This is a genomic window from Pseudomonas sp. o96-267, from assembly GCF_003935465.1.
GTDB lineage: Bacteria > Pseudomonadota > Gammaproteobacteria > Pseudomonadales > Pseudomonadaceae > Aquipseudomonas > Aquipseudomonas sediminis.
Map to the genome: position 1 here is coordinate 1 of NZ_RHQP01000067.1, position 8928 is coordinate 8928.

An 8928-nucleotide genomic window follows, 5' to 3' on the forward strand; every position below is an offset into this window, starting at 1 on the left:
CGTCTTGCTCATGGTGTCTCCGGTTCGGAGCGACAGTGTCGCTCATGAGTCGGTTACACAAAAATTCGTACACCCTCCGGCATTGAGCAAGCCCCAGGCGGTGCCGCGTGCCGAGTCCAGCTGGCTGCCGCGACCACGACCTTCGTACAGCTCCTGCACTTTGCGCAGAGCGCGTTCGTTGGGCAGTTGCTCCGGCAGTGCGCCAGTCGGGCTTGTGTCGCACATCACGTTCATAAAGAAGCCCAGTGCCTCATGCCACTGCACCTTGCGTTCAGCCAGGTGGCGCATGCGGTACATGAAGTCATCCCATTGCGAGACGGCGATACCGAGCTGCTTCTTCACCAGATCGCCATCGAAGCGTGTGCTGTGCGGCACCTTGATCGCACGGCTGGTGCCGTCCAGGGCGATGGTCAGGGTGTTGTTGCAAACTACGCGGATGGTGGTGGGCGTTGCTGTGGTGGCCAGGGTGCCGTCGCAGGAAGTGGCCAACAGCAGGTAGCCATTCACCTGGTCGTTACCTTTGATCGCTGCACCCTGGCCAGTTCGCGCCAGCGCCCAGAACTTGCGACCGCCCTTGAGCACGCCAGCGGTTTCCAGCTCGTAGCCGGAGACCTCGGTCAGATCGCGGTAGAACTCCAGCACCTCACGAGGCTGGACGGTGTGGTAGCGCTGCGAGACCACCGACAGCGGTGCCTTGGTGTCCGAACGGTAGAGCACCTTCTGCTCGGGGAATGAGTGGATCGCGCCCAGGTGGCCGATGGCGTCCGACTTGAAATGCACGGGGCTTTCCAGGATCTGCCAATCCATGCCGGCTTCGCGTTGCCAGACCTCGATAGGCTGTTTCTGCGGCAGGTTGTTGCCTAAGCCGTGCCACGGGGTAGCGCCAACATAGGCCATTTGTTCGATTTGATGAGCCATGACGAATTTCCTTTGGGTGCAGGCCGGCATAAAGCGCCGCGCAGAGCGCAGCACCGGCAATCAGTGATGGATAAGTAAGAGGAGAGCAGTTGCCGGATCAGGCCGGCAGATTGAAGCGATGACCGCAGAGCAGGCAGAGGTTGTGAGCCAGGACATGGCGGTCGAGCGACTCGCCGAGCTGAGCGCCAATCGCACAGCCGCCGACGCTTCCGGCCAGGCCGCCGAGAATGGCACCGGATACCGAGCCGAGTGTGATACCAATAGGGCCGGCGATTACGCCGAGCGCTGCGCCGGCCTTGCCGCCTGCCAGAGCAGCACTGATGCCTCGTGCGAGACCACCGACCGCGCCGATAGCAGCGCCGGCTTTCATGGCGTGATGGAACGAAGCGACTTTGGGTGAATGACAGCGGGGGCACTGCAATGACATGGGAGGATCCTCCTTGGTGGTGATGTCACTGCGGTAATGTGTTGCTGAGATTTTTTTGGATCGAATGGCTGCTTAGCAGCAGCGATAACTGAGTGCGAACAGGCTGGAGTCGGCCAATAGCGGCCCTTTAGGGAAACTCTGAAGAAGACTTCCAGATTTTGGCAAAATACCCGGATTCCACCCGCTGAGTTTCCCCATGAAGCAGATGACCTTCGCTGACGCCGAGTACGCCGGTAAGCGCAAACAAACCCGCAAAGAGTTGTTCCTGATCGAGATGGATCGGGTGGTGCCGTGGAAGGGTTTGATTGCCTTGATCGAGCCGCATTATCCCAGGGTGAAGGCGGTCGTCCGGCCTATCCGCTGATGGCGATGCTGCGCGTGCACCTGATGCAAAACTGGTTCGGTTACAGCGATCCAGCGATGGAAGAGGCGCTGTACGAGACCACCATCCTGCGCCAGTTCGCGGGGCTGAGCTTGGAGCGTATTCCCGATGAAACCACCATCCTCAACTTCCGGCGTAGTAGCAAGACCGCACCACGCCGAAGGCTGAACAGACCACTTCCACCGACTCCCGCTCACTTAACTGGTCTATCAGCGCGTACGATTGAACTCGTCCGACATCAAGAGAGCGGTAGCCTTTTTTAGGATCGCTTTCTCCCGTTCCAGTCGGTCGATCCTGGCTTCCAGCTCCTGGATTTTCTGCTGTTCGGGCGTCAGTGCTTTGCTCTTCGGGGTAACGCCCACGCGCTCCTCTTGAAGCTGTTTTACCCATCGGCGCAGGGCCGACTCAACCACTCCCAGTGAACGAGCTGCTTCGATATGGCTGTAGCCCTGATCGAGCACCAGGCAGGCGGCCTCTCGTTTGAACTCGGGCGTAAAGGAACGACGTTGCTTGGTCATCAGACACCTCTCTATGGCGAGCATTCTCGCCCTAAATGGGTGTCCGGAATCAGTAGACCACTACACACCGCCGGCTGCTCTGATGACAGTAGGCTGTAGCGGCGATTGCATTTCCGTTAGCCTGCTGGCCAGCCAGGGGTAGAACACGCCCCTCCAGAAGTGGAGGGGCTAATCTAGATTCGGCCGTTGGCTTGGTGCAGGCGTTTGACGAAACTCTCAGCGTCGGTTTCGCCAACAGTACGGAGATCTTGCCATTCTTCGCCATTGGGAGCGAATAACTGCAGTGCCGGTGGGCCGAACAGCTGGTAGCGGTCGAGCAGGGCGCGTTGCTCGGCATCGCTACGAGTTATGTCGAAGCGCACCAGTCGGTAACCGGTCAGTTGCTCACGCACGGCGGGTGCTGCCAGCACTTCTCGTTCAATTACTTTGCAACTGATGCACCAGTCGGCGTACCAATCCAATAGCAGTGGTTGGTCGGCATTTTTTGCTGACAGCAGAGCGGCATCCAGAGCAGCTGGTGTATCCACGGTCTGCCAGCCGGCGTTAGCGCCGCTCGGAAGTACGGCTTTGGCGTCCAGCTGACCCAGCGGTCGCAGCGGATCGGATTGACCTTGCAAAGCGCCGAGCCAGGCGCTGACACCGTAGACCAGTAGTGCCACACCGAGTAGTTGGGCGAGCCTTTGCCGGCCGGACTTGAGGGTGAACTCCAAGGCACCGAGCCAAATCGCGCTGCCAACTGCCAAAAGGCCCCACAAGGCCAAAGTCACTGGAGCGGGTAGCACGCGTTCTAGCAGCCATACAGAGACAGCCAGCAGCATCACGCCGAAAGCTTTGCGCACACCGACCATCCAGGTGCCAGACTTGGGTAGCAATGCTCCGCCGCCGATGGCGAACAATACCAACGGCGCGCCCATGCCCAACCCGAGGGCAAACAGCTTAAGGCCGCCACCCAGTGCGTCGCCGGTGGTGCTTATGTAGAGCAGTGCGCCGACCAGAGGGGCAGTCACACAGGGCGAAACCAGCAGGCTCGACAGTACGCCGAGCGTGGCGGCGCCCAACATTGAACCCCCGCGGGCCTGGCCGGCTAGGAGATCTAGTCGTTCGGTGATAAAGCGCGGCATGCGCAACTCGAATACGCCGAACATGGCCAGAGCGAAAACAGTGAAGAACATCGCAAAGGGCACCAACAGCCACGGTGACTGCAGGCGCGCTTGTAGGTTGAGGCCAGCGCCGAACATGCCCATTAGCGCACCAAGCAGGGCGAAGCTGGCAGCCATGGGGAGTACGTAGGCAAGCGATAGGCGTAATCCACGCGTTCCGCCGAGTTGTCCGCGTAATACCACGCCAGACAGAATTGGCAGCATCGGTAGCACGCAGGGTGTGAAAGTCAGGCCCAAGCCCGCCAGGAAGAACAGCGCCAGACTACGCCAGTCAATGGCGACCCCTTGTTGCAGGGCTGCAATGAGGGGGGGATCACCTACCTCGAAGCTGCGAATCTCTGGCGGATAGCACAGCCCCAGATCAGCGCAGCCCTGATAGCTCACCTGTAAGGTGAACGGTGTGTTCTGAGGGTTATTAACGGGTAGCAGCAAGTCGGTAACGCCGTAGAACACCTCGACATCGCCAAAAAATTCATCGGTTTTCGGTTCGGCCGCGGGCCATTGCGGGGTGCCAATTGACACTTGCGGGTGGTCGCTGGTGAATGCGAAGCGATGTTTATAGAGGTAATAACCCTCGGCATTTATGAAGCGCAGGCGGACGCTGTCCTTACCGGTTTCCAACAGGTCGAGGCGGAAGGCTTTGTCTACCGGAAGGAAATCCTGGCTGTTGTTCAGCGGAGTGCCGAACAGAGCCGACTGAGGACGCGAAGAATCAAATATCTCGGCGTTGGCTGGCAAGGCAAGCAGTAGCAGCAGCAGATACGGCAGGAGGCGGGACATGACCATCTCGCGGGCTAATAACGAAAAGGAGGTCTATTTCAGCTTGTTAACGGAGCCGGGATTTTTGAAGTGCGGGCTGGGGGGATGGCCTCCGCTGCGATTCAGTGCATCGCAGGATGCCAGCCAGTACCAGCCCGCCCGGCGAGTCGCTATTAATGCGCGGCTTGTTCCAGCGGATAATTGGCAATGACCTTTTCTCGGCCAGTGCGGGTTATTCCGATCACCTGGTACGGGTGTTTGACGTCGCCATACTCCATGCCTGGTGAGCCAGCCGGCATGCCTGGCACGGCGATGCCCAGCAGGTCAGGGCGCTTGCGAAGCTCCAGGATCTGCGCCACGGGCACGTGACCTTCAACGAACTTTCCATCGATCACGCCTGTATGGCAGGAAGCCAGACGCGGTTTCACGCCGAGGTCTTGCTTGACTGTGTTCATGTTGCGTTCGACGTGGTCGCGGACTTCGAAGCCGTTGTTCTCCAGGTAGGTAATCCAGTCCTTGCAGCATCCACAGTTGGCGTCGCGGTGCACATCAATGATCAGGGGTTGCGCGGCCTGGGCGGCGCCACTTAGCAGCAGAGCGGCGAGCGCCGCGGTAGTCAGTCTTCTGGACATAAAAAACCTGTTTCCAATGGTTTGCTCACTTGCAACAGCAGCCACCGCTGCCACCGCATCCGGTTTTCCTGGCGGGGCTCGATGAGGCCGCCGGACTGCTCAGTTGGGCGGGGTATCCAGCATCACCCAGGGCGGCGACAAGCACATCGCTGTCGCACTCAGCGCTGACCCGCACACTGGCCGCTTGCAGATCGACGTCGACCTCGGTGACGCCTTCAACTGCGTTGAGCGCCTCGGTGACATGCAGGACGCATGAGCCGCAGCTCATGCCTTTGACACTCAATTCAACGGTGCTCATGACAATCTCCTTGCGAGGTTGCTGCTGGGGTTGAGGCAATTCTCAACCTTGCCAAGGTGGCAAGGTCAAGAGTTTCAGTCGATTGATACCTTGCGCAGTCTCAAGGCGTTGAACACCACCGAAGCGGAGCTCATGCTCATCGCCAGCGCTGCGATTATTGGTGACAGCAGGAGGCCGGTCAGCGGGTAGAGCAGGCCGGCTGCCAAAGGAATGCCCAGAGCGTTGTAAAGAAAGGCGAAGGTCAGGTTCTGGTGCATGTTGCGCACGGTGGCCACCGACAGGCTGCGCGCGCGCAGGATGCCGAGCAGGTCGCCCTTGACCAGCGTGACCTGGGCGCTGTTCATCGCCACATCGGTGCCGGTGCCCATGGCAATGCCGATATCGGCGCGCGCCAGGGCCGGGGCGTCGTTGATGCCGTCGCCGGCCATGGCCACGCGGTGCCCTTGCTGTTGCAGCGAGGCGGTCAGGCGTTCCTTGTCCTGCGGCTTGACCTCGCCGTGCACCTCCTCGATACCCAGTTCGCGGGCTACGGCACGGGCAGTCGTCAGGCCATCGCCGGTGGCCATGATCACCCGTATGCCGTCTGCCTGCAGGCGCTGGATCGCCAGTTTTGAGGTCGGTTTGATCGGGTCGGAAACCGCCAGCAGACCGGCCAGTACGTTGTCCACGGCCAGGAACATGATGCTCACGCCTTCGCCGCGCAGTTGTTCGGCATGCCCCTTGAGCGGGCTGGCATCCACGCCGGCATCATTCATCAGCGCGGTGTTGCCCAACTGCAAGTCGCGGCCGTCAACCTTGCCACGCACGCCGATGCCGGAGGCCGATTCGAAGGTTTCAGGCGTGCTCAGCGCAAGGCCCTGGGCACGGGCATGATCGACGATGGCGTGTGCCAGGGGATGTTCGCTGCCCTGATCCAGGCTGGCGGCCAGTCGCAGCACCTCGTCCCGCGTGAAGCCGGGCGCCGCCTCGACGCTGTGGAAAGCAGGGCGGCCTTCGGTGAGGGTGCCGGTCTTATCGACGATCAGAGTGTCGATCTTGCGCAGGTTTTCTATCGCGGCAGCATCGCGGAACAGCACGCCGCTGCCGGCCGCTTTGCCGGTGGCGACCATCACCGACATCGGCGTGGCCAGGCCCAGGGCGCAGGGGCAGGCAATGATCAGTACCGCGACTGCGTTGATCAGACCGAACACCCAGCTCGGTTCCGGCCCCCACAGGCCCCATACGACAAAGGTCAGAGCAGCGATGGCGATGACCGCCAGCACGAAACGCCCGGCAATGACGTCGGCCAGCCGCTGCATTGGCGCCTTGGAGCGCTGCGCCTGGGCCACCATCTGGACGATCTGCGCAAGCATGGTCGAGCTGCCGACCTTTTGTGCCTGCATCACCAGGCTGCCGTGGCTGTTGAGGGTAGCGCCGATTAGGCTGTCACCGGCGCGTTTCATGATCGGCACCGGCTCGCCGGTCAACATCGACTCGTCCACCGCGCTTTCGCCTTCCACCACCAAGCCATCAACCGGCACTTTTTCGCCTGGGCGCACCCGAAGCTTGTCGCCGCTGTGCACATGGGTGAGGGGAATGTCCTCTTCGCTGCCATCGGCATTGATCCGTCGCGCGGTCTTGGGCGCCAGGCCGAGCAGCGACCTGATCGCCGCCGAGGTCTGCGAGCGCGCCTTGAGTTCCAGGATTTGGCCGAGCAGGGTCAGCGAGATGATCACCGCTGCCGCCTCGAAGTACACGCCGATGCGTTCACCCTGCATGAAGTGGTCGGGGAATACGCCGGGCGCCAGGGTGGCGATCAGGCTGTACAGGTAGGCGGCGGAGGTTCCGAGGCCGATCAGCGTCCACATGTTCGGGCTACGGTTGATGAACGATTGCACGCAGCGCACGTAGAAGGGCCAGCCAGCCCAGAGCGCCACAGGGGTGGCCAGTGCCAGTTCGACCCAGTTCTGCGTGGCGCCGTGGAACGGACTGAGGGCATGCCCGCCCATGGCCAGCACGGTGACAATCACGGTGAACGGCAACGTCCACCAGAAGCGTCGAGAAAAGTCCCTGAGCTCCGGGTTGTCCTCTTCTTCCAGTTCGGGCATGACCGGCTCCAGGGCCATGCCGCATTTGGGGCACGTGCCTGGGCCGATCTGCAGTATTTCGGGGTGCATCGGGCAGGTGTATTCGGCGCCGTGATCGACGGTCGGCGTCTCGCCATGAGCATGCCCGGCATCCAGATATCTGCTTGGCTCGGCAGTGAATTTTTCCAGACAGCGCTGGCTGCAGAAAAGCAGTTGTTGGCCGGCGTGGCTGGTCTGATGCGGGCTGTCGGCTTTGACCGTCATGCCACAAACAGGGTCACGATCCGATGGGGTCTGAAGTGTGGGGTGTGGCTGATTGGCCTGAGACATTACCGCTCCTGTTAAACCCTGCGCGCACTCGGAGATATTTTATATAGAGTACCCGCGAACGGCTGACATTGGCCTGACCCAAGCATTACATTTCTGTAAGCCTGTGGCGGGTTTTCGCTCTCGGGTATCCGTGCATGCCGCCAGCATATGGCCCTATATAAATAATTAGTTAACTTACTAAGTTGTAATAATCGAATCAGCCTTACTGGAGCCTTTCCACTGGGTAGCAGGTACGACTGCCGCAGTTTGAGCGCATACGCGACGATTTCCAGGCCGTGGTCCAGCATCCCCCCTTGATACGCATGGTGATGCGCTTCCGACGCAGGAAACTGCTGGACCAGCTCGGCATAGCGTTGCAGCGGAGCCAAGTAGAGTGAAGCGAAATGCTTGCGCGAGAGCGAGGTGCGTTGCCAGATGTGCTCCAGCAGTTTCTGCCGGCGCGCTGTGGACAGCAGGGCGGCGACCGACTCCGGTCGCATCAGCCCTTTTTCCATGTCTCCGCTGGAGGAAAGCGAGGCCGTTACTGGTGGGCGTTTTCGTTGGAATAGCGAGAGCATCGATGGCACCTGGAGTTGAGGCAGGCGAGGGCCTTTTCCCTTTCCGGGTAAGCCCGACAGGGTGATACCGGTTCTGAACGAAACCACGAGAGACTTGCTCAGGATCGCCCAGGGCACGACCGGCACCTTGCGGATTGCCATCGAATGTCACACCTGTTTTGACTGGCTGATGCCCGCGGTCGATGCCTTCCGTGCGCGCTGGCCTGAGGTGGAAGTGGATCTGGTCTCTGGCTACCAGGCCGACCCCGTTGGCCTGTTGCATCGGGGGGACGCGGACCTCGCGATGATCTCCTGCCGCGAACCTGAAGCCGGTGTGGATTTCCACCACCTGTTCCGGTCGCGGCTGGTTGCGCTGGTGGCAAACGATCATCCGCTTGCCCAGAAGAGCTACCTGGAGGCGCAAGACTTCAATGACGAAACGTTGATCACTTACCCCGTCGAAGAGGACATGCTGGATATCGTCCAGTTGCTGCTCAAGCCGGCGGGCATCACACCCGCTCGACGAACAACCGAACTTACGGTCGCCATCCTCATGCTTGTTGCCACGCGGCGAGGTATCGCCGTGCTGCCGAGATGGGCCGTGCAGCACTATCTCCAGCGGCAATACGTGACGGCAAAGCCGATCACACGCGATGGCTTGTTTGCCGACATCTGGGCGGCCACGCTCGAATCGGAAAGCTCCAAGCCTTACATCGTCGAATTCATCGAGCTGATAAAGGAGACCAGTGCGGTGACCCTCACGGATATCGAGTTAACGACAGAGGTGCAGCGGATGGCAAAGCCAACTGCCTGACCGGCTGCTTTTGGCCGATTCTGTTGAAAAACTAAGTTCTGCGGCAGCCTGCTGGTCAGCGGTGCCTGCTATCGAAGTGGCTGCAAGC

6 protein-coding genes and 4 pseudogenes are annotated in these 8928 nt (G+C 60.6%); 2 read left to right on the top strand and 8 right to left on the bottom strand.

Annotation, left to right across the window (positions count from 1 at the left end; genetic code table 11):
• Positions 1 to 78: 78 nt before the first annotated feature.
• Both EGJ86_RS24465 and EGJ86_RS24470 read right to left on the bottom strand, forming a co-directional pair.
• A pseudogene (locus EGJ86_RS24465) lies at positions 79 to 918 on the bottom strand (DUF932 domain-containing protein); the annotation flags it as partial.
• Between the two features lie 97 nt (positions 919 to 1015).
• Entirely contained in the window at positions 1016 to 1345 is a 330-nt protein-coding gene (locus EGJ86_RS24470; RefSeq protein ID WP_125836922.1) for a hypothetical protein, read from the bottom strand.
• A gap of 196 nt (positions 1346 to 1541) precedes the next feature.
• On the opposite strand from EGJ86_RS24470, the pseudogene EGJ86_RS24475 reads away from it, so the two are divergent.
• Positions 1542 to 1864, top strand: a pseudogene (locus EGJ86_RS24475) (transposase); the annotation flags it as partial.
• Here the strand turns inward: EGJ86_RS24475 and EGJ86_RS24480 are convergent.
• From EGJ86_RS24480 to EGJ86_RS24505, 6 genes and pseudogenes are all read right to left on the bottom strand, one after another.
• Positions 1863 to 2245 (bottom strand): annotated as a pseudogene (locus tag EGJ86_RS24480) (transposase); the annotation flags it as partial. The pseudogenes EGJ86_RS24475 and EGJ86_RS24480 sit on opposite strands and share 2 nt — an antisense overlap.
• 173 nt (positions 2246 to 2418) lie before the next feature.
• Positions 2419 to 4185 carry a protein-disulfide reductase DsbD gene (locus EGJ86_RS24485; RefSeq protein ID WP_177432944.1) on the bottom strand — a complete coding sequence of 589 codons (1767 nt, stop codon included), beginning with the start codon at positions 4183 to 4185 and terminating at the stop codon, positions 2419 to 2421.
• Positions 4186 to 4337: 152 nt separating this feature from the next.
• On the bottom strand, positions 4338 to 4796 hold the full coding sequence (locus EGJ86_RS24490) for a DUF411 domain-containing protein (protein WP_096827186.1): 459 nt from the start codon (positions 4794 to 4796) through the stop codon (positions 4338 to 4340).
• A gap of 25 nt (positions 4797 to 4821) precedes the next feature.
• Positions 4822 to 5094: a heavy-metal-associated domain-containing protein gene (locus tag EGJ86_RS24495; protein WP_003280450.1), complete on the bottom strand. Its 273-nt coding sequence runs from the start codon at positions 5092 to 5094 to the stop codon at positions 4822 to 4824.
• 74 nt (positions 5095 to 5168) lie between these two features.
• Entirely contained in the window at positions 5169 to 7490 is a 2322-nt protein-coding gene (locus EGJ86_RS24500) for a heavy metal translocating P-type ATPase (RefSeq protein WP_096827185.1), read from the bottom strand.
• A gap of 206 nt (positions 7491 to 7696) precedes the next feature.
• Positions 7697 to 8047: pseudogene (locus EGJ86_RS24505) on the bottom strand (TraI domain-containing protein); the annotation flags it as partial.
• Positions 8048 to 8174: 127 nt separating this feature from the next.
• Between EGJ86_RS24505 and EGJ86_RS24510 the strand changes: the two are divergent.
• Positions 8175 to 8840, top strand: a complete 666-nt coding sequence (locus EGJ86_RS24510; RefSeq protein ID WP_198402222.1) for a LysR substrate-binding domain-containing protein — start codon at positions 8175 to 8177, stop codon at positions 8838 to 8840.
• Positions 8841 to 8928 lie beyond the last annotated feature (88 nt).

Bases quoted from the DNA above. Each gene is read 5' to 3' on its own strand.
- EGJ86_RS24470 (WP_125836922.1), bottom strand. From the start codon at position 1,345: ATGTCATTGCAGTGCCCCCGCTGTCATTCACCCAAAGTCGCTTCGTTC.
- EGJ86_RS24490 (WP_096827186.1), bottom strand. From the start codon at position 4,796: ATGTCCAGAAGACTGACTACCGCGGCGCTCGCCGCTCTGCTGCTAAGT.
- EGJ86_RS24485 (WP_177432944.1), bottom strand. From the start codon at position 4,185: ATGTCCCGCCTCCTGCCGTATCTGCTGCTGCTACTGCTTGCCTTGCCA.
- EGJ86_RS24500 (WP_096827185.1), bottom strand. From the start codon at position 7,490: ATGTCTCAGGCCAATCAGCCACACCCCACACTTCAGACCCCATCGGAT.
- EGJ86_RS24495 (WP_003280450.1), bottom strand. From the start codon at position 5,094: ATGAGCACCGTTGAATTGAGTGTCAAAGGCATGAGCTGCGGCTCATGC.